This is a genomic window from Massilia sp. UBA6681 (assembly GCF_002454935.1).
GTDB lineage: Bacteria > Pseudomonadota > Gammaproteobacteria > Burkholderiales > Burkholderiaceae_D > Telluria > Telluria varians.
Genome location: NZ_DKJX01000056.1, coordinates 36,765 through 59,984, shown reverse-complemented (window position 1 = coordinate 59,984; position 23,220 = coordinate 36,765). Strand labels below are relative to the sequence as shown.

Annotated in this window: 26 protein-coding genes; 11 read left to right on the top strand and 15 right to left on the bottom strand. The window is 66.4% G+C overall.

Features of this window, described 5'->3' with window-relative positions:
- Positions 1-30 precede the first annotated feature (30 nt).
- Complete coding sequence (locus B2R83_RS09430) at positions 31-996, bottom strand: GGDEF domain-containing protein (RefSeq protein ID WP_027866836.1); 966 nt, start codon at positions 994-996, stop codon at positions 31-33.
- A gap of 122 nt (positions 997-1,118) precedes the next feature.
- Between B2R83_RS09430 and B2R83_RS09425 the strand changes: the two genes are divergently transcribed.
- Complete coding sequence (locus B2R83_RS09425) at positions 1,119-1,925, top strand: helical backbone metal receptor (RefSeq protein WP_292040432.1); 807 nt, start codon at positions 1,119-1,121, stop codon at positions 1,923-1,925.
- Positions 1,926-1,974: 49 nt separating this feature from the next.
- Here B2R83_RS09425 and B2R83_RS09420 read toward each other — a convergent pair whose 3' ends face one another.
- From B2R83_RS09420 to B2R83_RS09395, 6 genes are all read right to left on the bottom strand, one after another.
- Positions 1,975-2,352 (bottom strand): HPF/RaiA family ribosome-associated protein, encoded by a 378-nt coding sequence (locus B2R83_RS09420; RefSeq protein ID WP_036215500.1) that lies wholly within the window; start codon positions 2,350-2,352, stop codon positions 1,975-1,977.
- 116 nt (positions 2,353-2,468) lie between these two features.
- Positions 2,469-3,347, bottom strand: coding sequence for an alpha/beta hydrolase family esterase (locus B2R83_RS09415; RefSeq protein ID WP_292040427.1), 879 nt, complete (start codon positions 3,345-3,347; stop codon positions 2,469-2,471).
- 76 nt (positions 3,348-3,423) lie between these two features.
- Positions 3,424-4,650, bottom strand: a complete 1,227-nt coding sequence (locus B2R83_RS09410) for a sensor histidine kinase (protein WP_292040425.1) — start codon at positions 4,648-4,650, stop codon at positions 3,424-3,426.
- 4 nt (positions 4,651-4,654) lie between these two features.
- Entirely contained in the window at positions 4,655-5,344 is a 690-nt protein-coding gene (locus tag B2R83_RS09405; RefSeq protein WP_292040423.1) for a response regulator transcription factor, read from the bottom strand.
- The gene (locus tag B2R83_RS09400) at positions 5,341-6,600 is read right to left on the bottom strand and encodes an MFS transporter (RefSeq protein WP_292040421.1); all 1,260 of its coding nucleotides are present in this window, start codon (positions 6,598-6,600) and stop codon (positions 5,341-5,343) included. Before B2R83_RS09400 ends, B2R83_RS09405 begins: the two co-directional genes overlap by 4 nt.
- Before the next feature lie 70 nt (positions 6,601-6,670).
- Positions 6,671-7,699, bottom strand: a complete 1,029-nt coding sequence (locus tag B2R83_RS09395) for a CDP-6-deoxy-delta-3,4-glucoseen reductase (protein ID WP_292040418.1) — start codon at positions 7,697-7,699, stop codon at positions 6,671-6,673.
- Positions 7,700-7,816: 117 nt separating this feature from the next.
- On the opposite strand from B2R83_RS09395, the gene B2R83_RS09390 reads away from it, so the two are divergent.
- The 3 genes from B2R83_RS09390 to B2R83_RS09380 all read left to right on the top strand — a co-directional run bounded on the left by B2R83_RS09390 (position 7,817) and on the right by B2R83_RS09380 (position 9,494).
- A complete protein-coding gene (locus B2R83_RS09390; RefSeq protein WP_292040416.1) occupies positions 7,817-8,737 on the top strand; it encodes an SDR family oxidoreductase in 921 nt (306 codons plus the stop codon).
- Positions 8,734-8,964 (top strand): hypothetical protein, encoded by a 231-nt coding sequence (locus tag B2R83_RS09385; protein ID WP_292040414.1) that lies wholly within the window; start codon positions 8,734-8,736, stop codon positions 8,962-8,964. The genes B2R83_RS09390 and B2R83_RS09385 overlap by 4 nt, the downstream gene beginning before the upstream one ends.
- Before the next feature lie 260 nt (positions 8,965-9,224).
- Positions 9,225-9,494: a hypothetical protein gene (locus B2R83_RS09380; RefSeq protein WP_292040412.1), complete on the top strand. Its 270-nt coding sequence runs from the start codon at positions 9,225-9,227 to the stop codon at positions 9,492-9,494.
- Positions 9,495-9,553: 59 nt separating this feature from the next.
- Here the strand turns inward: B2R83_RS09380 and B2R83_RS09375 are convergent, their stop codons facing one another.
- From B2R83_RS09375 to B2R83_RS09365, 3 genes are all read right to left on the bottom strand, one after another.
- Entirely contained in the window at positions 9,554-10,246 is a 693-nt protein-coding gene (locus B2R83_RS09375) for a glycine-rich domain-containing protein (RefSeq protein WP_292040409.1), read from the bottom strand.
- Between the two features lie 114 nt (positions 10,247-10,360).
- Positions 10,361-12,316 carry a CHASE domain-containing protein gene (locus B2R83_RS09370; protein ID WP_292040407.1) on the bottom strand — a complete coding sequence of 652 codons (1,956 nt, stop codon included), beginning with the start codon at positions 12,314-12,316 and terminating at the stop codon, positions 10,361-10,363.
- A gap of 285 nt (positions 12,317-12,601) precedes the next feature.
- On the bottom strand, positions 12,602-14,359 hold the full coding sequence (locus B2R83_RS09365; RefSeq protein WP_292040404.1) for a glutamine--tRNA ligase/YqeY domain fusion protein: 1,758 nt from the start codon (positions 14,357-14,359) through the stop codon (positions 12,602-12,604).
- 141 nt (positions 14,360-14,500) lie between these two features.
- Here B2R83_RS09365 and B2R83_RS09360 point away from each other — a divergent pair, with 141 nt between their 5' ends.
- The 7 genes from B2R83_RS09360 (at position 14,501) to B2R83_RS09330 (ending at position 18,888) form a co-directional block, all read left to right on the top strand.
- Entirely contained in the window at positions 14,501-14,632 is a 132-nt protein-coding gene (locus B2R83_RS09360; RefSeq protein WP_292040402.1) for a hypothetical protein, read from the top strand.
- A 96-nt stretch (positions 14,633-14,728) separates the two neighbouring features.
- A complete protein-coding gene (locus B2R83_RS09355; protein ID WP_027866825.1) occupies positions 14,729-15,019 on the top strand; it encodes a DnaJ domain-containing protein in 291 nt (96 codons plus the stop codon).
- A gap of 16 nt (positions 15,020-15,035) precedes the next feature.
- Entirely contained in the window at positions 15,036-15,545 is a 510-nt protein-coding gene (locus B2R83_RS09350; protein ID WP_036215962.1) for a hypothetical protein, read from the top strand.
- Complete coding sequence (locus tag B2R83_RS09345; RefSeq protein ID WP_036215965.1) at positions 15,542-16,324, top strand: hypothetical protein; 783 nt, start codon at positions 15,542-15,544, stop codon at positions 16,322-16,324. Before B2R83_RS09350 ends, B2R83_RS09345 begins: the two co-directional genes overlap by 4 nt.
- A gap of 17 nt (positions 16,325-16,341) precedes the next feature.
- The gene (locus B2R83_RS09340; RefSeq protein WP_292040398.1) at positions 16,342-17,214 is read left to right on the top strand and encodes a hypothetical protein; all 873 of its coding nucleotides are present in this window, start codon (positions 16,342-16,344) and stop codon (positions 17,212-17,214) included.
- Between the two features lie 10 nt (positions 17,215-17,224).
- Positions 17,225-18,430, top strand: coding sequence for an MFS transporter (locus B2R83_RS09335; protein ID WP_292040396.1), 1,206 nt, complete (start codon positions 17,225-17,227; stop codon positions 18,428-18,430).
- Positions 18,431-18,564: 134 nt separating this feature from the next.
- The gene (locus B2R83_RS09330) at positions 18,565-18,888 is read left to right on the top strand and encodes a hypothetical protein (RefSeq protein WP_209588127.1); all 324 of its coding nucleotides are present in this window, start codon (positions 18,565-18,567) and stop codon (positions 18,886-18,888) included.
- Here B2R83_RS09330 and B2R83_RS09325 read toward each other — a convergent pair.
- Genes B2R83_RS09325 through B2R83_RS09305 form a run of 5 tightly spaced genes read right to left on the bottom strand, consistent with a single transcriptional unit; the run spans position 18,885 to position 23,200 of the window.
- Positions 18,885-20,138: a CaiB/BaiF CoA transferase family protein gene (locus B2R83_RS09325; protein ID WP_292040393.1), complete on the bottom strand. Its 1,254-nt coding sequence runs from the start codon at positions 20,136-20,138 to the stop codon at positions 18,885-18,887. The genes B2R83_RS09330 and B2R83_RS09325 overlap by 4 nt on opposite strands.
- 36 nt (positions 20,139-20,174) lie before the next feature.
- The gene (gene speD, locus B2R83_RS09320) at positions 20,175-20,534 is read right to left on the bottom strand and encodes an adenosylmethionine decarboxylase (protein ID WP_209588129.1); all 360 of its coding nucleotides are present in this window, start codon (positions 20,532-20,534) and stop codon (positions 20,175-20,177) included.
- Positions 20,531-20,695, bottom strand: a complete 165-nt coding sequence (locus tag B2R83_RS09315; RefSeq protein WP_156923803.1) for a hypothetical protein — start codon at positions 20,693-20,695, stop codon at positions 20,531-20,533. The genes speD and B2R83_RS09315 overlap by 4 nt, the downstream gene beginning before the upstream one ends.
- A gap of 10 nt (positions 20,696-20,705) precedes the next feature.
- A complete protein-coding gene (locus B2R83_RS09310) occupies positions 20,706-22,160 on the bottom strand; it encodes a DUF4178 domain-containing protein (RefSeq protein WP_292040388.1) in 1,455 nt (484 codons plus the stop codon).
- Positions 22,160-23,200 (bottom strand): SPFH domain-containing protein, encoded by a 1,041-nt coding sequence (locus B2R83_RS09305; RefSeq protein WP_292040385.1) that lies wholly within the window; start codon positions 23,198-23,200, stop codon positions 22,160-22,162. The genes B2R83_RS09310 and B2R83_RS09305 overlap by 1 nt, the downstream gene beginning before the upstream one ends.
- Positions 23,201-23,220: the final 20 nt, after the last annotated feature.

Genomic DNA, 23,220 nt, shown 5'->3' with positions numbered 1-23,220 from the left:
GCGGCGTCAGCCGAACGGCTGGCAGCCTGACTAGATGCTGACGCGGTCGCGGCCTGCCTGTTTGGCACGATACAAGGCCGCGTCGGCCGCCGCCATCAGGTCTTGCTCGTCGCCGCCCGGCGCCAGGCTGGCCACGCCGAACGATCCGGTGACGTGGGGCAGCGGCAGGCGCATGTCGGGGAAGACCAGGGTCGTGCGCAGGCGCTCGGCCAGGCGTTCGGCCACCATCTCGGCCAGGGCGGTCGGGGTGTCCGGCAATACCGCCATCAGTTCCTCGCCGCCATAGCGCACCGCGAAGTCCGAAGGCCGCAGCGATTCGCGGATCACGCCGGCGGCGCTCGACAAGGCGGCGTCGCCCGCCAGGTGGCCGTGGGTGTCGTTGAAGCGCTTGAAGTGGTCGAGGTCGATCATGATGACCGACAGCGGGCTGCCGTCCTGGCGCGCGCGCATCGCCAGCTTGGGCAGCATCTCGCCCAGCCAGGCGCGGTTGTACAGGCCGGTCAGGCCGTCGTTGAGCGAGAGCTGGCGGTAGAACTCGCCAAGTTTCTGGCGCCGCTTGAGCTGGGCGTTGGCCGCCCGCACGCGAAAGGACAGCAGGCGCAGCAGGTTGCGCGCGAGCACGTTCGAACGGTCGATCAGCTGCCACACCAGTTCCGGCTCGATGACCAGGAGCTCGCAGTCTTCCAGTGCGGTCATCGCGGCCAGGTTGACGGCGTCGTCCAGCACGGCCTGCTCGCCCACGCTTTCGCCCGGCAGCACGCGCGTGGTGCCGCTGTCCTCGCTGCCGCTATGGGCGTCCGGCGCCACCTCCAGCATGCCCGACAGCACGATGTACAGGCGGGCGCGCAGTCCGTCCTCGACCCGGCGGCCGGCCGCCACCCGGATCACCGCGCACGGGGCGAGCGCTGCCGAGACGACCGGATCGTCGGCGTCGCGGAACAGCTGCAGGTCGCGCGTGGTATAGGGGGAAGCACCGAAGGTGCCGATCGGATCCAAAAGCTTGCTCGAGCGGGAAAAAAGAAACTGGAGGTTAATGTCATTACCTTACGGCATGATAACTCATTGCAAACCTGCGCGCGGGCTGGCGTTCCAGAAACAACAGTGGTCAAATGGCGGCCATGACAGATCCTGCCCACCTGGTCGACGCGCTTGGCCACCAACACCATCCCGCACCCGGAGCCCGCATCGTGTCGCTGGTGCCTTCGATTACCGAACTGCTGTGCGAGCTAGGCCTGGCAGGGCAAGTGGTCGGCCGTACCGGCTTCTGCATCCATCCGCGCGAGGCGGTGGAGGCGATCCCGAAGGTCGGCGGCACCAAGGACGTGAACATCGAGAAGATCCGCAAGCTGGCGCCGACCCACCTGGTGGTCAACATCGACGAAAACGAAAAGCCGACGGTGGAGGAACTGGCGAAGTTCGTGCCGCACGTCGTCGTCACCCATCCGATGGTCCCGGGCGACAACCTGGCGCTTGCGCGCCTGATGGGCGGCATCTTCGGCGCGCAAGCAGCAGCTGAGCGCTGGTGCGCCGCCTTCGAGCAGGAGTACGCGGCCTTGCGCGCATTGCCGCCGGCGCCGCCGCGCACGGTGCTGTACTGCATCTGGCAGGATCCGTGGATGAGCGTGTCGAAAGACACGTATATCGCCGCCATGCTGGCCGAGCTGGGATGGAAGGTGCCGGAACTGGGGGAGGCGCGCTACCCGCGCTTCGAGTGGTCGGCGCCGCTGGTGGACGGGCTCGACGCCGTGCTGCTGTCCACCGAGCCCTACCGGTTTACCGAGGCGCATGCGGATGCGCTCGAGAAGCAGCTCGGCATCCCGGTGTTCCTGGTCGATGGGGAAATGATGTCGTGGTATGGCAGCCGCGCGCTGGCCGGCCTGCGCTACTTGCGCGAACTGCGGGCGATGCTGGAAGGCGCGGCTTGAATCGATACGACAAGCGCACGCCCAGGAGCAGGGCGCGCGCTCGCACCGCTTACGAGTCGGTCAGGTGCTTGTCCGCGAGGGCGTCGACTGCCGGGGCAGCGTGGCCGTGGCGGTCCTTGTCCTGCAGGCGGCCCAGGGCGCTGTCGAGGGCGCGCGCCAGCTTGCCGCCGGCGTTCTTGATCGACTGGCGCAGGTCGTCGGAATGCTCGTGGACCACGATCGGCTGGTAGCCGCGCACGCGTGCTTCCATCATGCACGAGTTGCCGCCGTCGGCGCCTTTCTGCCGGTTCTCGTTGCTCAGGTGTACTTCGACGCTGGTGATGTGGTCGCCGAAACGGTCGATCGAGCTGCGGACGACCGATTCCACGTGTTCGTCCAGGCCCTGGTGGTTGGTAATGGTGCGGTCGGTATTGACATTGATTTGCATACGATTGCTCCTGTTGTCATAACGGCTTGATCTTACCCGCGGCCGCGTTTTGGCCGCGTCCTGTTACGACAGGTGGGGCCGGTCCGGCAAGTTGCAAGGCCGACCACATTCAAGGCTCAGCGGCGGTGCTTGACGAAGAATTGCCAGATGAGCTCGTTCGCATCGACGTCGCGCGTGGTCTTGCCGATCGGCAAGCCAACATTGAAGGCATCGGCGCCGGGCCAGGTATGGCCGCCGTCCTTCACCGTTACCAGGGCGACGCGGACGTCCGCGCTGCCCTGTTCGCGGTAGCCGACCTCGGTCCCGTCGCCGGCGTCGCCATTGAAGCTGCGCAGCTGTTCGGGAGCGCCCTCGAGTCCATTGCGCCTGATCCAGTAACGATGGCTGTCCATGGCCGACAGGTAGCCGCTCGCCTTGCCGTCGTAGGCCACGACCTGGTCGGCCGTGCCGTGGATCAGCATCACGCCGACCTTGCCCGGCCTGGTGTGGTGCTGGACCACCGGTTCCGGCATCGGTCCGCCCACCGAGGCCACCGCGGCGAATACATGCGGCAGCTCGGCCGCCAGGCGCAGGGCAAAGAAGCCGCCGCGCGACAGTCCGGTCGCATAAACCCGCGACGTGTCGACACGGTAGTCCTTCTTGAGTTTCTCGAGCAGGGTCTCGGTGAAGCCGACATCGTCGCTGCCGCCCAGGTAGGGCATGTCGAAGCCGACGTTCCAGTCGTGCTTGATGCCCAGCGGGTAAACCACGATGAAGCGGTGGCGGTCGGCGGCCCGGTTCATGCCGGTGTAGAGCATCTGCTCGGCCATCGTCATGCCGCTGCCGTGGAAGTTGAACACGACCGGGTAGGACTGCTGCGCGTCGCTATGGTACGAAGCAGGCGTGTAGACGATGTAGCGGCGTTTTTCCTCCTTGTACACCAGCGTGCTCCTCTGGGCGAAGGCGCTGCTGCAGATGCTGGACAGGACCAGCAGGGCGATCAGGATTTTTTTCATTGGGATGCTCCCTGGTGAATGGAGCACCCAGCCTAAGGGGAAGGCGGTGAAATCGCGGTGAAATCCGCCGCCTTTTTCAGCGCGCGGGCGGCAGGAGGATCTCGACCCGGTAGCGCGCTGCGCCCGGCTGGAACGCGATCTTCCAGCCCATGCTGTGAGCCACCCGCCCCAGGAGGTTCTGCCCGTGCGCGAAACCCTGCACCCGGCCGGCGTGCGCCGCATCCAGGGTATTGGCGATGAGCAGACGCCCGTCGTCGTAGCCGATGGCAAGCCGGGTCTGCGGCCCGCCATGGAACAGGGCATTGCCCACGCAGTTGGTGACGAGCAGCTGGGCGAGCTGCGGGTTGCCCACGACCTGCAGCCGTTCCGGCAGCGTGAGCGTCAGGCGCTCTTCGTCCCAGGCATCGGCTCCGGGAATGCGCAGCAGCGCAGCCTCGATGCAGGCACGCAGGTCGAAGGTCTCCAACCCCACGTGTTCGGCCCGCGCCAGCGCGAACAACACGTCGATGGTGGCGCGCAGTTCGTCCACGCCGGCCTGCAGCTGCCCGAGCTCCTCGCGGCCCAGCGGCCGCGTGCTTGCGAGCGCCAGGGTGTTGTTCATGACGGTGAGGGGCGTGCGCAGCTCGTGCCCGACGTCGCGCGTGAAATCGTGCTCGCGGCGCAGGGCCGCCTGCAGCGCGCTGAAACTGGTCTCCAGGCGCTCCGCAAGGATGCCGATTTCGTCGGGCCGTCCGCGCGCGCTGAAGCTCGCCGTGCCGCCGGGACGCAGGGCCTGCGCCTCGTGCGCCAGTATCTGCAGCGGCTGTACCAGGCGCCGCGCCAGCAGCCAGGCCAGCAGCAGGGCCAGCGCGATCAGCGCCGCGGCAACGAAGATCAGCACCCCGCCCACGTCCTGCACCACCTTCGACACCACCAGCACGGGAGCGACGTCGGCCAGCAGGTAGATGCGCCTGGCGCCGCCGGCCCCGTCGGGCAGCTCGCGTACCATCAGGTGATAATGCTGGCCGGTACGCGTGAACACTTCGGCGCGCAGATCGCCGGGCGCGGCGGCCGCGCGCACCACGGCCGGCAGCGTAGCGCGGCTGGTGTGGACGCTCACCAGGTCGCTGGCGGGGCGGGGCAGGCCGCCGCAGCGGACGGCCTGCGCTTCGATGGCCGCCGCTTCGCGCTCCAGCAGACGCTCCACCAGCATGTCCTCGGTAACGTAGGCGATCACCACCGCCAGCCCCGTGTAGCACAGGCAGATCAGGATGGTGAATCCCGCCAGGGCGGCGAACAGGCTGCGGCGGATCGACCTGGGCATGGTCCTAGGCCTCCAGGTCGAGCCGGTAGCCGAGCTGCAGGATGGTGGCGAGCAGCCTGCGCCCGGAGGCCGCTTCCAGCGTCTTGCGCAAGGTGTAGATGTGCGACTTGAGCGCATCGCTGTCGGGCGGATTCGCGCCCCACAGGTGCTGGACCAGGGCCGAGCGCGAGACCGGATGCGGATGCTCCCTGCACAGCAGCTGCAGGATGCTGAAGCCGGCCTGGGTCAGGACCAGGGGCCGGCCCTCGTAGAGCGCGCGCTTTTCCCGCGCCAGCAGGGTCAGCGGGCCGACCCGCATCTCCTGCTGCCGGTGCAGCGTCCCGCGGCGCGCCAGCGCCTCGCAGCGCAGGGCCACCTCGCGCAGGTCGAAGGGCTTGGCCAGGTAGTCGTCGGCGCCTTCGCGGAAGCCCTGCGCCTTGTCCTCGAAGGCGTCGCGTGCGGTCAGCATCAGGACCGGCACGTTGCTGGGGGCATGCGCCTTGATCTCGCGGCACACCTGCAGGCCGTCCATGTCGGGCAGGTTGAGGTCGAGCAGCACCACGTCGTAGCGATGCTCGGTGGCCAGCCGCACGGCCAGGGCGCCGCTGCCGGCATGGTCAAGCTGCCAGCCCAGTCCCTCGAGAAAATCGACCAGCTGGCGGGCGATGGTCGGGTGGTCTTCGACCACCAGCACGCTCAGCACCGGGCGGTTCATGCGCGCTGCCTTTCGCTTTTATCTTCCTGATGGTGCGGGAAACGATCCATCCGCGACAGCACCGGGAACAGCAGCGACCACAGGCCGGTGACGGCGAGCGTGGCGGCGCCGCCCAGCAGGATCGCGCGCACCAGGCCGAGCCAGCCGGCGGTGACGCCCGATTCGAATTCGCCCAGCTCGTTGGAGGCGCCGATGAAGACGGAATTGACCGCGCTGACGCGCCCGCGGATGTCGTCCGGGGTTTCGTACTGCACCAAGAGGTGGCGGATGTAGACGCTCACCATGTCGCCCGCGCCGAGGAGGAACAGGGCGCCCAGGGCTACGGGGAAGCTGCTGGTGAAGCCCATCACCAGCGTGGACAGGCCGAACACGGCGACGCCGCCGAACATCCACAGGCCGACGCGGCGCTGAATCGGGAAGAAGGCCAGCGCGATCGAGCACAGGGCAGCCCCCAGTCCCGGAGCGCTGCGCAGCCAGCCGAGGGCGGTGGGGCCGGCATGCAGCACGTCGTGGGCATAGGCGGGCAGCAGGGCGGTGGCGCCGCCGAACAGCACCGCGAACAGGTCAAGCGAGATCGCGCCCAGCACGATCGGGCGCGACCACACGAAGCGCAGGCCTTCCATCAGCGAATGCCAGCTCACCGGGCCCTGGCTGCGCGCCTGTCGGGTCGCGCGGGTGCGCGACATGCACAGCACCGCAATGCTCAAGAGGCTGGCCGAGATCACGTGCACGGTCATCGGGCCGAAGGCGTACAGCAGGCCGCCGATGACCGGGCCGGCGATCACGGCCACGTGGAAGGTCGAGGAGCTCAAGGCCACGGCCTGGCTGAAGTCCTGGTCGGGCACCAGGTTCTTCAGCACCGCCTGCGAGGCCGGCATCATGAAGGCGCGCGCGGAGCCGAACAGCACCAGGATCGCGAACACCGGCCAGACGATGGTGCTGCCGCTCGCCGTGAAGCTCACCAGGAGCAGGCTGCACAGCAGCTGCGTGGCCATGCACAGCAGGACGATGTTGCGGCGGTTGTGGCGGTCGGCCACGTGGCCGGCCCACAGGATCAGCACCAGGAAGGGCGCGAACTGCGCCAGGCCGATCAGTCCCAGGTCGAACAGGCTGCCGGTGATCTGGTAGACCTGCCAGCCGATGGCGACGCCCTGCATCTGCACCGCGAGGGTGCCGAGGAAGCGGCTGGAAAGGTAGAAGGCGAGGTTACGGTTGCGCAGGACGGCCAGGCCGCTGGAAGGGGACAGCAGGGACATGAAGGGCTTTCGGGACAATGCTCGGGCTCGTTAACCCTGCATTGTGCCCGAATTGCGGCCCTGCCGTGCCTCAGGCTTGCGCCAGGTCCGCCTCGCTGGTAAAGGCGTCGGCGAAGAACTCGTCTTCCGGCAGTCCGCACTGCGCCACGTAGTCGCGCCGCGCCGATTCCACCATGATCGGCGCGCCGCAGGCATAGACCTGGTGGCCGGAGAGGTCCGGGAGATCCTGCATCACGGCCGCGTGCACGTAGCCGGTGCGGCCCTGCCAGGCGTCTTCCGGCAGCGCGTCCGAGATCACCGGGACGTACTGGAAGTCCGGCAGCGTGGTTTCCCATGCGCGGCACAGCTCGTCCATGTACAGGTCCTGGGGACGGCGGCCGCCCCAGTACAGGCGCACGGGACGCGTTGACTTCAGGTGCATCAGGTGCTCGACCAGCGCCTTGACGGGCGCGAAGCCGGTGCCGGAAGCCAGCAGCACGATCGGCTTGTCGGATTCTTCGCGCAGGAAGAAGGTGCCGAGCGGGCCTTCGAAGCGCAGGATGTCGCGCTCCTTCATGGCGCCGAAGACGTGGTCGGTGAACAGGCCGCCCGGCAGGTGCCGGATGTGCAGCTCGAGCGGGCCGCTGAACGAGGGCGCGCAGGCGATGCTGTAGGCGCGGCGCTTGCCGTCCTTGAGCAGGAATTCGATGTACTGGCCGGCGCGGTAGGCCAGCGCTTCGTTGGCCGGCAGCTGCAGCGTGACGATGGCGACGTCCGGCGCGGCCCGCTTGACGCCCGCGATCCGGGTCGGCATCTTGCGCACCGGGTACTCCGAGCTGCCGCCGACTTCGCGCGCTTCGATGACCAGGTCCTGCTGCGGCACAGCGCAGCAGAACAGCGACATGCCCTGGGTCTTTTCGATGTCGCTCAGGGCGCGCTGCTGGTGCGGCTTGTGGGTCAGCGCACCATCGAGGACCTTGCCCTTGCAGGAACCGCAGGCGCCGTTCTTGCAGCCGTAGGGCAGGCCGATGCCGGCGCGGATGGCGGCAGAGAGGACGGTTTCGTCGGCTTCGCAGGTGAACTGGTGGCCGCTGGGCTGGACGGTGATCTGGAAAGTCATGCAGGGTCTGGATGCCGATTGTGAATGGCCGGTATTCTACACCGGGGCCAGCGGGGCCGGGAAACGCCAGGACGGCGCTGTGCTAGAGTGACGGGCTTCCCAATCCGCACCCTCGCCATGACCCAGCCTTCCGCTTTCCTCCGTCCGCGCCTGCTCATCGTCGGCTGCGGCGACGTCGGCATGCGCCTGCTGCCCCTGCTCGGCGGGCGCTTCCGGGTGTTCGCCCTGACCAGCCAGCGCGAGCGCTGCGCCGAACTGCGGAGCGCCGGCGCGGTGCCCATCGTCGCCGACCTGGACCAGCCCGATACCCTGGGCCGCCTGCGCGGATTGGCCGACTGGGTCGTGCATTTGGCGCCACCCCAGCCGCAAGGAGCGTTCGACCGCCGCACCCGCCACCTGGTGGCGGCGCTGGGCAAGGCGGCGCGCCTGGTGTATGTGAGCACCAGCGGCGTCTATGGCGACTGCGGCGGCGAACTGGTGCGCGAGACGCGTCCGGTGGCGCCGCGCAATGCCCGTGCGCAGCGGCGCGTCGATGCCGAGCGGGTGCTGCGCGCCTGGGCGCTGGCGGGCGGCGCGCAGCTGGCCATCCTGCGCGTGCCCGGCATTTATGCCGCCGGGCGGCTCCCGCTCAAGCGGCTGGAGCAGGGCACCCCGGCCCTGCGGCCGGAAGACGACGTGTACACCAACCACATCCATGCCGACGACCTGGCGCGCATCGTCCTGCTTGCGCTGTTCCGCGCGCGCGGCGCGGGCCGGGTGGTGCACGCGGTGGACGACACGCGCATGAAGATGGGCGACTATTTCGACGCCGTGGCCGATGCCTTTGGCCTGGCGCGTCCGCCGCGCCTGCCGCGCGCCGAGCTGCAGGCGGTGGTCACGCCGACGCTGCTCTCCTTCATGTCCGAATCGCGCCGCCTGGACAATACGCGCCTGAAGCGCGAGCTGCGCGTGCGGCTGCGCCATCCGGACGTGCCGGCGGCGCTGGCGCAACTTGCCGCGGCTCCCGTACAATCGGGCACCCAAGGAGAACCAGCATGACCTATGAAGAATACCTCGACGAAGTGACCACCCTGATCGTCGAAAAATACGGGATCGCGGACGCCGCCGCGATCAAGATCGTCGTCGACGCGCAGGACAAGGAATTTTTCGTCGCCCACGACGACAAGCCCGAGATGCGCACCGTCGAGCGTGCGCACGCCGACGCCCGAACCCTGTACCAGGCCAGCGGCCTGGCCAAGAAGGCCACCCCCGGCAAGAAGAAGTAAATCCTTCCGCCGCCCTGCGCCCGGGGCGGCAATCTCCCGCACCACCGATGCGTCCGGCCTTGCCGGAGGCATGCGCACGCGCTTGCCACCCGAGGATGCCTTCCATAAGGGCAGCAGCTTGTGCAAATGGCTTTCCTAATGTGTATCATTTCGTCCCAGGCGAAAAATGCCATACAAACGATGCAATATTGGACCTGTATGCAAAGAATTCGCGACAGATCACGCAAAGTGACAAATATTTAACAATCCTGAAAGAAACCATGCCCATCAGACGCCTTCCGCCCGGCGCGGAATACGACCCCAACCGGCTCCTCGACGCCATCATTGCCAGGCTCCGCCTGAAGAACGACGCCGCCCTGTCGCGCGTGCTCGAAGTGGCGCCGCCGGTGATCAGCAAGATTCGCCACAACACGCTGCCGATCGGCGCCACGCTGCTGCTGCGCATGCATGAAGAGAGCGAGTTCAGCATCCGCGAATTGCGCGAGTTGATGACCCGGCCGCAGGGAGTGGGACCAGCGCTGGCGGCCTGAATGAAAAAACGGCCAGCGGGACGCAAGCGTCGTCCGGCCGGCCGTTCAGGGAAGGAGAATCAGGCGGCGTGCGCCAGCTCCTTGCCCGATGCGGCGCCATATCCTTTGGTATCAGGCTGTGCCTGCGACGGCTTGCCCGGCGCGGAGCAAAAGGCATACGCGGCGCCTGCGGATTCGCGCGGCTTGCCCGGTGCGGAGCAGAAAGCATACGCGGCGTTGGCGGCTTCGCCCGGCTTGCCCGGTGCGGAGCAGAAGGCGTATGCGGCGCCTGCGGCTTCGCGCGGCTTGCCCGGGGCCGAACAGAATGCGTATGCGGCATTCGCGGCAACGAGTGGCTTGCCAGGCGCGGAGCAGAATGCGAACGCAGCGTTGGCGGCTGGTCGGGCGCCGAATTCCGTTTCGTAGATCGCACGCATGCGATCGCCTGCGGCGGCCTGGTCGCCGTCGTGCTCATCCGCACCGATGCCGACGTACGGATAGTGGTGCAGGAAGTAGCCGAACAAGGCTTCGCAGTCGCGAGCGTACTTCATCGTGTCGAGGATGTGGTAGTGCCAGAAAATGTCGACGTCGACGGTCGGCGATGCCTCCGCGTCCGGGTATTTCTTCATCAGGAACAGGAAGCGGCGGTATTCCGTTTCCACTGCATCGGCCCGCAGGGCGGACCAGCCTTCGCCGGATTCCACATGCATCAGTTTCATTTTGATCGGGGCAAGATCAAGTGCTTCAAATGCTGCGAATTCGTTGGTCGACATAGTTATCACCTTTTGTTGTAGATCTGTTTGTTAAGGCATTCTTTTTTTATCCCTAGTGTTGAAGCGGTACGTCAGAGAATCCTCCTCAAAGAACGTGACGCGGTTAATCGGAAGTCAGGAACTGCGTCTTGACCGGTGGCAGTGATAACAATTGTCCTGCGACCGGTCAGGCTTAATGTTGAGTTCTGTCAACCGAGTAACTGCTGTGCTGAAACGAGACAACATGGGCGCACATCCGCTCCATGTTAAGGCGATGGCCGGCAGTGCGGCATCGCTGTCGTGAGTTGGGACAGCGGGTGGTTCGGATGGATGCCCGCCTACGGGAATGGTGACGACGATGGTGGTGCCGGTGTCCGGGCCGCTGCTGATCGAGAAGCTGCCGCCCAGGATGTTGACGCGCTCTTCGATGCCCACCAGCCCGAAGGATCCGTTGCGGTTGCGGCTGCCCGGCTGCATGCCGATGCCATTGTCGCGAATCGTCATGGTCAGCATGTCGGCGTGCTGGTGCAGGTCGATCCGCACCTTGGTCGCGCGCGCGTGCCGCGCCACGTTGTTGAGCGACTCCTGCAGGATGCGGAAGAAGGCAGTGGCGCAGTGGTCGTCGAGGTGGTGCTCGGTTTCGTCCTCGACCAGTTCGCATTCGATGCCGGTGCGGCGCGAGAAGTCCGCCACCTGCCAGTCCACCGCTGCGTTCAGGCCGAGGTCGAGCACATTCGGCCGCAGGTCGTTGATGATCTGGCGTACGCTGCGGATGGTCAGGTCGATCTGGCGTACGGTCGCGCTGGCGCGTTCGTACAGACGGCCATGGCGGTCGCGCGTGCGGTTGGCGAGGATCTCGGCCTCGATCTTCAAGGCCAGCAGGTTCTGCGCGAGCTCGTCGTGGATCTCGCGCGCGATGCGCTTGCGCTCGCCTTCCTTGATCTGTTCCGCGTGCGCGGCCAGCTGGCGCAGCTTCTCGTTGGTGGCCTGCAGCTTGGCCTGGCTGGCGCGCAGCTCGCGCGTCATGTCCTCCGCCATGCGCAGGGCGCTGCGGCGCGACGAGGCCATGGTCTGGAACAGCGCGTAGAGCAGGGCGGTGCTGAGCGTGCCGGCCAGCGCGGCCAACCAGGGATAGAACAGGTCGAAGCGCGTGTACAGCGCTGATTTCTCGATACTGAAATCGGCGAGCCAATGGCGCTGGTTGAATGCGATCGGCAAGCTGGCGCGCAGCAGGCCGGCTTCGTCGGAGACCAGCTGCTGCGGGACTTTCGTCGCCTGATTGCTGTCATACAGGACACCGTTGCGCCGGTTCTCGCCCGGCTCCTGCGGAATATCGTCGAGGTCGGTGAGTACCAGGCGCACCCCGTCGAGCGGGAATCCCTCGAGCACGCCGTCGACCATCCTGTTGACGCCGAAACCGATGCCGACGGAGCCGATGTAGGCGGCGCGGCGCTGGATGACCGTATCGATCGGCATGTCGCTGCGGTACACCGGCAAGCGCATCGCGAGCACGTTCTGGATCGGACCGGGGCCTATCCTGACGCGGAAACCCGAGGCCGCGATGGTGTTGTTGTCGCGCGACTCTGCCGCCGTTCGGCGGATGTAACTGCGTGCTTCCAGATCCAGGCCGAGCTTGTCGAGCGTTTGCGGGGTGGCCGGTTCCATGTAGAGGAGGATGGTGTAGCTGTCGCGGCCGGGCAAAGCTTGCAGCTTCGTGGCAGGCTCGGGCATGCCGTATTGGCGCAGGCGGCGGCGCACGTCCGCGTCCACTGCCGGCAGTTCAGCCGGGCCGACGGCGCGTGCAAAATTGATGACCTCGATGCCCGGGAAGTTGCGAGGCGTGTCGAGCTGCTCGACGTAATGGCGGAATTCGTCGGCCCCGACCGTGGCACTGGCGCGAAACAGTCCGGCCGTGCCGCGCAGGACATCCGTATAGCTCTTGATGCGCGCTTCGATCGCGAACTGGGCGGTGCGCGCCATGCCGCGAAAGCGCGTCTGGGCATCGGTTTCGATCGCCTTGGCGGTAGCCAGGTAGAGGGCAGCGCCGACCGCCACGGACAGCAATGCCCCGGTCAGCATCGCCGTCGGCATGACGACATGATGGTTGGAGGAGCTGCGGGGAAGCATGATCCGTAATCTCGCTTGCTAGGTGAATGCGTCGCGATAATGCGACATACATGCCTACACTAAGCATCTTTACGGAACGACGAACCTATCAGGATGAATAGGTATCGTGGATGTGCAACGATGTAGACGGGGTGGAAACGTTTTTGGTCAAAAACAAGAAATTCGGGGAGCAATGCCGTCTAGCATTGCTCCCCTCAAATACCTGCAAAACGCAGAAATGATTGCCTTAACAGTAAGGCGTAAGAGGAATTACTTCCCCCAGCTGTCCTTCAGCGTCGTCACGCGGTTGAACACCGGCTTGCCCGGCTGCGAATCCACGCGGTCCGCCACAAAATAGCCGTGGCGCTCGAACTGGAAGCGCTGGTCGGCCACCGCGTCCTTCATGCCCGGTTCCAGGTAGGCGGTCACGGTCTCGAGCGCGTTCGGGTTGAGCGCGGCCTTGAAGTCCTTGCCGCCGGCGTCCGGCTGCGGCTCGGTGAACAGGCGGTCGTACAGGCGCACTTCGGCCTCCAGCGCGGTGGCTGCGCTGACCCAGGTGATATTGCCCTTGACTTTGTAGTTGTCCGCGCCCGGCGTGCCCGACTTCGAATCCTCGAAGTACTTCACGTGCACGGCCGTGACCTTGCCGTTCTCGTCCTTGTCGAAACCGGTGCACTCGACCACGAAGCCGTACTTCAGGCGCACGCGCGAACCCGGCTGCTCGCCCACCGGCGGGGTGAAGCGGTGGTAGCCCTTGGTCGGGGTTTCCATGAAGTCTTCCTGCTCGATCCACAGCTCGCGCGTGAACGGGAAGCTGCGCACGCCCATCTCCGGATGGTGTGGGTGGACCGGCGACGAGCACTCGACCGATTCGCCTTCCGGGAAGTTGTCGACGATGAGTTTTAACGGACGCAGCACGGCGATGGCGCGCGGCGCCTTCGGGTCGAGGTCGTCGCGCAGCGCGCCTTCCAGCGTGCTCATGTCGATCCAGCCGTCGGCCTTGGAGACGCCGATGCGCTCGCAGAACAGCTGGATCGATTCCGGCGTGTAGCCGCGGCGGCGCAGGCCGACGATGGTCGGCATGCGCGGGTCGTCCCAGCCGGTCACCACACCTTCATCCACCAGCTGACGCAGCTTGCGTTTGGACGTGACCACATAGGTCAGGTTCAGGCGCGCCATTTCGTACTGGCGCGGCACCGGGCGCGGGAAGAAGCCGCCGTCGGCCAGGGTGTCCACCAGCCAGTCGTACATCGGGCGGTGGTCCTGGAACTCGAGCGTGCAGATCGAATGGGTGATGTTTTCCAGCGCATCCGAGATCGGGTGCGTGTAGTCGTACATCGGGTAGATGCACCAGGCGTCGCCCGTGCGGTGGTGGTGCGCATGGCGGATGCGGTACAGGGCCGGATCGCGGTTGGTCATGTTCGGCGAGGACATCGCGTCTTCCGACATCTTGGCGCGCAGGATGTGCTCGCCGTCCTTGTACTTGCCGGCCTTCATGTCGCGGAACAGTTGCAGCGATTCTTCCACCGGACGGTTGCGGAAGGGCGAGTTGGTGCCCGGCGTACTGAAGTTGCCGCGGTTCTTCGCCATCTCTTCGGGGCTCTGGCTGTCCACGTAGGCCTTGCCTTCGCGGATCAGGTATTCCGCCATCTCGTACAGCTTGTCGAAATAGTCGCTGGCGTAATGCAGGTATTCGCCGTCGCCCTGTTCCCAGGTAAAGCCGAGCCACTTCACGGAATCCATGATGGTGTCGACGTATTCCTGGTCTTCCTTCTCCGGATTGGTGTCGTCGAAGCGCAGGTGGCAGCGGCCGTTGTAGTCGCGCGCCAGGCCGAAGTTCAGGCAGATCGACTTGGCATGGCCCACGTGCAGGTAGCCGTTCGGCTCCGGCGGGAAACGGGTGATCACGGGCGGCATGCCCTCACGCTTGTGCGTGCCTGCTGCCAGGTCGTTTTCGATAATGGCGCGCAGGAAATTGGACGAGGGGGGATTGCCCGCCGCCGTCGGGGTGTTCTTATCAATGCTCATGAAAAAGAGATGGGATAGGTTATTCCGGACATTTTACCGTAACGCAGCAGCCTCTCACTCCAGTATGTGGTGAAGCGCACGGTACGCCCCGTTTCACAGCTACATACTTGGGGTAACTCCGTCCATTCGCAAGGTTCCACCATGAAAACCCTCGCCACTCATCCGGAACTGGTCCGCGCCTGGTTGCTGGCCCTGGCCGGCATGCCGCTGTCGCCGCTGCAAGGAGCGCCGCGCCCGCAGCCGGCGCCGCCGGTCCCGCCCCACCGCCACTGACACCCGTTCTCGCCAACTTGCCGTTTTCTATAGGATAATCTCGTCCTTGCCGTTTTGCGGCTGCAGCTGTGCGGCTTTGCCTTAAGAGAGTTCCAATTGGAAAATTTATACGCGATCCTCGGTGTCGCCCCGAATGCCGGCGACGACGAGATCAAGAAGGTCTATCGCTCGCTGGCCATGCGCTACCACCCGGACCGCAACCAGGCGCCGGGCGCCGAAGCGCGCTTCAAGGCCGTTACCAAGGCCTATGAGATCCTGTCGGATCCGGTCAAGCGTGCCGAATACAACCAGAGCGTCAACCACCGCATCGTGCTCGATGCCGAAGCCGAAGCCTTCGAGCTGTGGCGCTCGCTGTTCGCGCTGAATGGCGTGAACCTACAGCAATGAATCAACAGGACACACAATGAAAAACGTACATCCCGAATTCTCGTTCCAGTCGCGCGAACTGGACGGACAGATCGAGGGCACGCTGGGCGACCCGCCCAACAAGAAGAATTACGACATGATGGTCGGCGCCCTGGTCTCGGAATACGCAAGCGGATCGGGCCTGGACGACGTCAACCTGATGGCCTTCGCGCTCGTTGATTGCATCAGGTTCAAGGATCCGCGCGGCCTGCTGCGCGAGGCCGCCGACTACGAAGGCGACGACCCTGCGCGCGTGTTCGCGATGGCCGAGTGCGAAGGTGAACAGGGCCGCGCCATGTACGAAGCGATGACGGCCAATTATCCGGAGCTGGCGCGCCAGGCCATCATCACGGCCTTCCTCTACAAGAACCAGGGCCGCTGGGAAGACGAGGACCGCGACTTCGCCCGCCTCGGGGAAGGCGACGAAGGCGACGACGACGACATGGACGACACGGCTGCCACCGACGACTTCACCCAGCTGTTCGATGCGGACGGAGAGCGCGAATGAGCGACGAAAACAAAGCCAATCTGCCGGCGCTGACCAGGCAGGTCAGCGAACTGGTGCTGGCCGGCTCGCTCGAGCACGCCGAAGAGGCGTTCTCCCAGGCGGCCGACGAGCACGGCGACTATGCCGTGGTCGAAGTGCTGTCGACCCTGCCGCCCCAGGTCACCGCGCTGCACCTGTCCGGCTTCGACGGCGCCAAGACCTCGCTGGCCACCATGCTGGTGCCGCCCAAGGCCTGGGCCGAGAGCCTGGCCTACATCGCCGCGACCTGGCCGGACAACCTGATCGAGGACGATCCGGAACGCATCGCCGAGAACCTGTTCAACCACGTGCACGGCATCGTCTACGCGAACGACGACGAAGACCGCCGCCACGAGCTGCTGCAGGAAGCGTCCGCCACCGACCATGGCGCCACCGTGTTCGCCATCCTGTGGTCGCTGGCCCCGAAGGAAATCCTCGAGTTGGCCGGCGAAATCCTGTCGAAGGGCCGCTACGTCACTGCCCAGACCAGCGGCGACAGCGACATCGCGCCGCTGGCGGTCGACCTGGCCAAGGCCAGCGAGGACGGCTGGGAGCGCTCGCTGCTCGAGCTGTTCCCGGAATTCCGCCACAGCGCCGAGATGGCCGACGTCGAGCTGCCGGACGACCCGGACGAGGAATCGCCCTTCATGCAGCGCAGCACGCGTGAACTGCTGTACCGCCTGCGCAAGCAGGTGCCGTCGGTGCGCAGCATGCCGCGCCGCGGTACCCGCCGCAGCATGGGCACGGACATCTTCTCGTGAGCGGAGCGCCAGGAACGATGCTGCCTGCAATCGTCATCGAGAAGCCGCCGCGCCTGGTGCGCGCGATCAAGCTGCTGCCCACCGAGGCCACGCCGGACGAGGCCGCCTTGCTGGCGGAGGAACTGTCCGGCATCACCGCCATGGTGGCCGAGAAGTTCACCAACGACCGCACCGCCGAGGGCATCCAGCGCGCGCTGCTGCTCACCGTGGGCGGGGTCTCGCTCGGCCTCGAGCACCTGGTCGACAGCGACGACGACCTCGACGCGCTCGACATCCTGATCGAGGAGGGCGCCGAACTGGTGTTCCAGCAGGGCTTCCGCCTCGTCAAGGACTTGTCGGCGCTGCCCGAGGACAGCCTGGTCGGCGAGTACGACGTCGACCCGATCTATTCCCAGCGCCGCCTGAAGGAACTGTTCGTCGACCTGTGCACGGCCGACCCTGGCGAGAGCTGGACCGGCTACGAGCGCTACCTCGGCCAGCTGAAGCAGCGCCAGGGCGTGCAGGCGATCGTGCGCGCGGCCCAGTGGATCCGCCGCCACCACTATGAAGGCCCGATCAACGACCCGGACCTGAACGCCGAAGGCGTGATCGCGCTGGCGATCATCTTCGCGGTCGAGGGCGGCGGGCGCATCACGGCGCGCACCGGGCAGAAGGAGTTCGAGCGCCTGGTGAAGTCGGTGCGCAAGAACGATCCTGACTTCGAAGCCGGCTGGGCCGCGCTGATGGCGCAGGTCCCGGCGCAGCACCAGCCCATCATCGCCGAGCGCATCGCTACTTACCGCGAGCACTGCACGGTGCTGCAGCACATCAAGACCAAGGCAACGATGAAGCAGCTCTTCACGGAGCTGGAAAACTACGCCGGGTCCGAACTCGATCCGGACCTGCCGTAACGGGCCTGCCGTGGCAGAAGCGCGCAGTCCGATCGCGGCGGGAAGTCCCGCTTTCCGCCGCATCAACCGCGCCATGGCCTTCGGCGGCTTCTCCGTCTTCGCGCTGCTCTACTGCGTACAGCCGCTGATGCCGCTGCTGGCGCAGGACTTTTCCCTCACGCCCGCCCAATCCAGCCTGGCCTTGTCGGTCTCCACCGCCACGCTGGCGGTGGCGCTGCTGCTGTCGGGCAGCGTGGCCGAGCGCATCGGCCGCAAGCAGCTGATGGTGGCCTCGATGGTCGGCGGCGCACTGCTCACCGTCCTTTCGGCCTTCGCGCTGGACTACACCCAATTGGTCGGCGTGCGCATGCTGCTCGGCCTCGTGCTGGGCGGCCTGCCGGCGGTGGCGATGGCCTACCTCAGCGACGAGATCGAAGGGAGCTCGCTCGGCCTGTCGATGGGCATGTACATCAGCGGCAGCGCCTTCGGGGGCATGAGCGGGCGGGTATTGTCCTCGGTCATCAGCGACTTCGTCTCCTGGCGCATCGCGGTCGGGCTGCTGGGCGCGGCCGGGCTGTATGCGGCCTGGGAGTTCTCGCGCAGCCTGCCACCTTCGCGCCATGGCGAAGCGAAGCGGGCGAGGGGGCCGGGCTTTCTCGACGGCCTGCGCACCCACCTGGCGGACGAAGGCCTGCCCTGGCTGTTCGTGCTGCCCTTCCTGCTGATGGGCTGTTTTGTCAGCCTGTACAACTACATCAGCTACCGATTGCTTGCGCCACCGTTCGGCCTGAGCCAGAGCGCGGTGGGCGCGGTGTCGCTGCTCTACCTGCTCGGCATGTTCAGCTCGATGTGGGCCGGCAAGCTGGCCGACCGGCTCGGACGGCGCAACGTGCTGTGGCTGGTAATTAGCGTGATGATCGCGGGCCTCCTGGTGACGCTGCACGATTCGGTCGTCGCCATCGTGCTCGGCACAGGCCTCGCGACCTTCGGCTTCTTCGCCGCGCATTCGGTGGCCAGCAGCTGGGTCGGGCGGCGCGCCCGGCCGCCGCAGGCGCTGGCCTCGGGCATCTACCTGTTCTGCTACTACCTGGGATCGAGCGTGGTGGGCTGGTTTACCGGCTATGTGTGGGAACACTGGGGCTGGCCGGGCGTGGTCGCCGTGCTCGGCGGGCTGCTCGGCGTGGGGATGGCCATCGCGCTGCGCCTGCGGCGGCTGGCGCCGGCTCCTTCCGCCTAGCGGGCCGGTCTCAGGTGTCGGCAGCCGCCCCGGGCTTGACGCGCGCACGGCAGAAACGCGTGCTTGATATCCCTGCTGGGAGGACTAAAGTGAGTGATCCGAGCGGTTCACCGCCTTACTTTCAGGAGCTCATCATGTTGCAAGCTGCCGAAATTCAACAACGCTTCAGCCAAATCCAGCAGACGATTAACCAGGCCGAAGAAGTCACCCGGAACGACCAGGGGGCGCCCAGCGAAATCCGCGACTGCATCCAGAAGATCGCCCACGAAATGCCGGAAGCCCAGCGTGTCATGCAATCGAACGACCAGATGCGGATGGTGCAATGCATCGACCGACTGGAAGAGATGGGCGACGAAGCCAAGCGGATGTGCCGCAGCGCCCAGCCTTCGCCCCAGGTCGCCTCGGTGGTGACGCGGGTGCATGACGTCCTGTCGGACCTCAAGCACCAATTACATTAAACCACCCCTTTGCCGCGCAAGGCGGCAATCTCCGCCTCGCCGAGGCCCAGCATGTCGTGGAGCACTTCAATGGTGTGCTGGCCCAGCAGGGGCGGGGCCTTGTCGCTGGTCGCGGGCGTGGCCGACATCCGGATCGGATTCCTCACCAGTTTCACCTTGCCCGCGGTCGGGTGCGGCAGTTCGATCGCGACTTCGCGCGCCCGCACCTGCTCGTTGGCGAACACCTCGCCAATGTCGTTGATCGGCCCGCAAGGCACGCCGACCGCTTCCAGCAGGGCGATCCATTCGTCGCGGCGCTTTTCCTTGACCATCTCGGCCAGGATCGGCACCAGTAGGTCGCGGTTCTGCACGCGCAGCGGATTGGTGGCGAAGCGCGGGTCGCTCCCCAGCTCGGGGCGGCCGCCCGCTTCGACGAACTTCTGGTACTGCCCGTCGTTGCCGGTGGCGACGATGATGTGACCATCCAGGCAGGCGAAGGTCTGGTAGGGCACGATGTTGGCATGCGCATTGCCCCAGCGCTTGGGCGGCTTGCCGCTGTTGAGGTAGTTGCTGCCCATGTTGGCCAGCATCGCCACCTGGGTGTCGAGCAGGGCCATGTCGATGTGCTGGCCGCAGCCGGTACGGTCGCGGTGGGTCAGGGCAGCCAGCACGGCCACCGTCGCGTACATGCCGGTCATCAGGTCGGTCAGGGCCACGCCTGCCTTCTGAGGGCCGCCGCCCGGCAGGTCGTCGCGTTCGCCGGTGACCGACATCAGGCCGCCCATGCCCTGGATCAGGAAATCGTAGCCGGCCCGGTGGGCGTAGGGGCCGTCCTGGCCGAAACCGGTGATCGAGCAGTAGACCAGGTCGGGCTTGATCGCCTTCAGGGTCTCGTAGTCGAGGCCGTAGCGCTTGAGGTGGCCGACCTTGAAGTTCTCCAGCACCACGTCGCAATGCTTGACCAGCGCGTGCAGCAAGGCCTGGCCTTCGCTGCTGGCGATGTCCACCGTCACCGAGCGCTTGCCGCGGTTGGCCGCCAGGTAATAGGCGGCTTCGCTGGTATCGTGCCCTTGCGCATCCCTGGCGTAGGGCGGGCCCCAGGCGCGGGTATCGTCGCCGTTGCCGGGACGTTCGATCTTGATCACGTCGGCGCCGAGGTCGGCCAGGTTTTGCGAGCACCATGGGCCCGCGAGCACGCGTGACAGGTCGAGCACGCGGATGTGGCCGAGCGCCTTCGGCAGCGCGCTGGAAGTGGAAGCAGCTTGCGTCATTCTGTTCCTGCTGGGTTGTTCTTGCCAAGTCCAGGATTATAGCTGTCCGCGCGCGATGGTCTGGACCGAGCGCGTGTTCGGCCTGAAGGCCGCATCGATGACTGCGAGCGCGCGCTGCGGCTGCGATTCTCCGCACATGAAGATGTCGGCGGCGGCAAAGCCATGCTCGGGCCAGGTGTGGATCGATATGTGCGACTCGGCCAGCAGCAGCACGCCGGTCACGCCCATGCCCGGTCCGAAGGCGTGGAAGTGGCTGTGCAGGATGCGCGCGCCGGCGGCCAGCGCGGCTTCGCGCAGCAGGGCGTCGATCGCCTGGGCATCCGTCAAGAGAATTGCATCGATGCCGGCCAGGTCGGCCAGCAAATGGATGCCGGCAGGGCGGTGCGGCGTGCTCACTTGTGGCCGCCGCCGGAATAGCTGCCGCTGCCGCTGCCATAGCTGTGGCTGCGCCAGCTGTTGCCGCCGCCCGTGCGGCTGCTCGATGCCATGCTGACCCAGCACACGATGGTGGTGACCAGGGTGACGACGATGGCGTAAAGGAGGAAGTTGCGGTTCATGCGATGGAGGTCAGGATTTCTTCTTCTCGGGCGCCAGCATCATCGGCAGAAACAGCGCCGCGAGGCCGGCCGCGAGCAGGAAGATCGTCGCGGTGAAATTGAAGACGAGCGGGATGAAATTCAGGCCCAGGATCCAGAGGAGAGCGCGCCAGGCGATGTCCGAATTCGTCAGGCTCTTGCCGGCTGCCGCTTTCGCCGCCGGCTTCGCCAGGCCGAACCAGGTTCGCACCTGATCCTCCGCCACTGGCGAGGAGCGCGACCAGGTCAGCTCATCCGGCGTGTGCTCGGCCGCCAGCCCGTTCTGGCCGTGTTCGTACTCGGCGACCTGCACGGTGTCGCCCGCCTTGACGCGCCAGTTGAAGGCGCCCGCGGCGTACAGCACCCGCGCCTGGTAGACCCAGGTGCGCTTGTACTCCACGCCGTCGAGCTGCACGGCGGGCATGGCCGGCAGCGCCGGCGCCGGCCAGGCGTCCAGTACCTGCGAGCGGAACCAGCCTTCGCTGCTCTCCACCAGCCAGAAGAAGGGGCCCTGGGTCGAGTACAGCAGGTATTCGTCCCAGGTTTCGCCTTCGTCGTCCTGGCGCCGCATTGCGCCCAGCACGTGGTAGGTCTGGGCGCCGATCTTTGCGACGGAACCGAGCGAGAGGGTGAACTGGACGCGCTCGTGCTCCTCGCCCTTGAGCAGCACCTCGACCGTGGGCGAGGACGCATCCATGCGGGTCGAGCAGGCCGGGCAGACGCAGTTGGCCGCCAGGCCGGGCAGGTAGCGGATCGAGGCGCCGCAGGAGCGGCACTGCAGCACGTCGACCTTGCCGCGGTACTTGCCGGCGCTGGCCTTGATCTGCTCGTCGTCGCGCAGCAGCTGGCATTTCATCTCCTCCAGCGTCACCGCCGTGCCTGCGTACAGCAAGGGCGGCGTGCCATCCGAGTAGTCGAGCGTGGCGAAGCTCGGGCCGCGCCGGAAGTCGGCCACGCGCGCTTCCCAGCCTTCTCCGACACGGAAGGGCAGCTCGCCCTGGCCGCCGGTGCACCTGGCCACGCGCTTGTCGGAAGCCACGTAAGGGCCGAAGCCGACGTCATACTGGTGCGTGACCCGGACAGCCTCGAACGCGGGCCAGCCGGTTCCGAGCTCGCGCTTCGTGGTCATCACGTACTGGCCGGAGACGTCCCCCAACCACCCGTCAAGGCCGTCGTCGAACAGCACATACCACTCGTTCCACATGCCGGCGTCATAGCGCAGCTGGATGCGGCCCACGACCGTGAAGCCGCGGCCGCCGTGCACGCCGGCCGTGCCGATCTGGATGCGCGAATAGTCTTCCAGCACCTCGGACATCTTGCCGAGGTCGCGCACCGCATCGAGCTCCTTCACGACGGTCGCGCGGCAGTACTCGCACACCGCCAGGACCGAGGCGTGCGAGCGATAGCTGACCGGTGCGCCGCAGGAAGGACAGGAAACGGTCTGCATCAGCCGATCAGCTTCTTGAGCAGCTCGGCCTTGGTGCTGTCGTAGTCGCCCTGCGAAATCAGGCCTTTGTCGAGCAGGCCCTTGAGCTTGGCGAGGCGGTCTTCGATCGACTCGCTCGCGGCCGGCACCGCGGCCGGTTGCGGCTGCGTGGCGACGCCCGGGGCGAACGCCCCCTGCATGCCCTGCGCCATGGCCTGGCCGATGGCGATGCCGGCGCCGGCGCCGGCGCCGATGCCGGCGATGCCGCCTTCGTTCTGGGCCGCCAGAGGGATGCTGCTGGCCACCTGGAACTGGGTGAAACCGCCCATCTTGTCGGCGCCCAGGCTGGCCTTCATGCCGGCCGAGATGCGCTCGTCGAGCGCCGCCTGCAGTTCTTCCGGCAGGCTGACGCTGCCGACGTTGAATTCGTCCAGCCCGATGCCGTAGCGGCCAAAAGCCGTGGCCAGGTCGCCGCGGATCTGCTGCGCCATCAGGGTCTGGTTGGCGGCCATGTCGAGGAAGGCGATCCTTGAGGCGCCCAGCGAGTTGGCCATGGTGGCCAGCATCAGGCCGCGCAGCTGGTCTTCGACTTCCTCGCGGGTGTAGACGGCGCGGGTGCCGCTGATCTCGGTGAAGAACAGGCGCGGGTCGGCGATGCGGTAAGAGTACATGCCGAAGGCGCGCACGCGGATCATGTCGAAATCCTTGTCGCGGATCGTCACCGGCTGCGGCGTGCCCCACTTGCGGCCGGTCTGCACGCGCGTACTGAAGAAGTACACGTCCGACTTGAACGGGGAGGCGAACAGCTTGTCCCAGTTCTTCAGGTTGGTCAGCACCGGCAGGGTCGATGTGGTCAGGCGGTGCGTGCCCGGTCCGAACACGTCGGCCACGCGGCCCTCGTCCACGAACACGGCGACCTGCGACTCGCGCACGACCAGGGTGGCGCCGTTCTGGATTTCGTAATCCTCCATCGGATGGCGCCAGGCCAGCACGCCTTCGCCTTCCTCGTTCCACTGCAGGACGTCGAGAAACTGCTTCTTGATGAATGAGCCGAGAGACATGGTGGTTCCTCTTTATGCGC